Below are 1,147 nucleotides of genomic sequence, written 5' to 3'. Positions count from 1 at the left end.
TTAAAATTATATTATAAATTCAACTTTGCAACAGAACCAAATTTTTCATAATAATTCCTCCATTTTCTATAAATTTATTACATATAAAGTAATAACATAATAAAAAAAGGGGAAATAATTAAAAATGAAAAAAAATAAATTAAAAAAGTATAATTTATTATTAAATATTTGTTTGATATCATTGAGCGTGTATTCAATAATTTTTATCGCTATTTTTCATATTCCATATGGCAAAACTATTTTCTTTGCTATTTATTTTATTATAATTATCTGTTTCTTCTTTATAGATAAAAAAATCGAAAAAGATAATAAAAAAGAAAATAAAGATGACTAGGCTATACAAACTAACTACCTATAAGGGATAAATTATGTCCCGGACTCTTTACCTGTAATTGATATATCGTATTTAGATGTTACATACAATATGCGTGCACACAGTATGCTTGCATATTGTATGCACGCATACAGGTCATAGGGATTTTGTTATAATTGGAGAGCACTTCCGTGCAGAAAGGAGGTGCCACATCTAATGATTGTCGTTCTGTTTGTTATGAAGTATATCGTATGTCCAATTATTGTTGGGCGTGTTCTTTATTTATTAAATCAAGAACATAAACGATAAAAAAGAAACCCCAGCATATGCTTTGGTCGGCATGCTGGGGTTTTCACATCTAATGATGTATCTGTCTGTTTGTTAACTTCAGTATATCTTTCATGTTATCTTTTGTAAACTTTCTAATCTTCCCAATCTAGTTCTAATTGTTGTCTAAATGCTTGTTGTTGTTCTTTTAATAGTGCTTTTTCTTCTTCAGTCATTTCTCTAGTTGTATTGTTTTGATTTTTTTCATGTAGCCATTTTGGCGTTTTTTCTCGACTGATATATTGTTTGGGTTGGCCTACATTCGCCATTTGAGGTTGTCGCTTACTATGGATGCGTTTCTCAGCATCAAAAGTAAACTCTAGCCATTCTATTTTACGTCCTTTTTTCGCTTTAATTTTATGGTTCTGTTGCAAAGAAAAAGATTGTTAGAAATCCTATAAAACTCTCTATTTTATTTCATCCTCCTATATAGATACTAATTTTGCATTTCTCTACTCAACAGTGTTATAATCTAGATAACGAAAATGATTAACAATTAATGCACCA

At 28.9% G+C, this 1,147-nt stretch carries 1 protein-coding gene and 1 pseudogene; one reads left to right on the top strand and one right to left on the bottom strand.

All coding sequences use genetic code 11. The annotated features are described in order from the left end of the window. Window positions 1-124 precede the first annotated feature (124 nt). Window positions 125-334 (top strand): hypothetical protein, encoded by a 210-nt coding sequence (locus HMPREF3134_RS04315; RefSeq protein WP_000739694.1) that lies wholly within the window; start codon window positions 125-127, stop codon window positions 332-334. Between the two features lie 401 nt (window positions 335-735). Here the strand turns inward: HMPREF3134_RS04315 and HMPREF3134_RS04310 are convergent. Further along, a pseudogene (locus HMPREF3134_RS04310) lies at window positions 736-1,002 on the bottom strand (replication initiation protein); the annotation flags it as partial. Window positions 1,003-1,147: the final 145 nt, after the last annotated feature.

This window comes from Staphylococcus sp. HMSC14D10 (genome assembly GCF_001808125.1).
In the GTDB taxonomy this organism is placed as follows: domain Bacteria; phylum Bacillota; class Bacilli; order Staphylococcales; family Staphylococcaceae; genus Staphylococcus; species Staphylococcus haemolyticus.
Note: the sequence above shows the minus strand (reverse complement) of the source record. Positions and strands in the feature narration are given on the sequence as shown.

Coding starts and splice junctions, on each gene's coding strand:
- HMPREF3134_RS04315 (WP_000739694.1), top strand. CDS start 125: ATGAAAAAAAATAAATTAAAAAAGTATAATTTATTATTAAATATTTGT.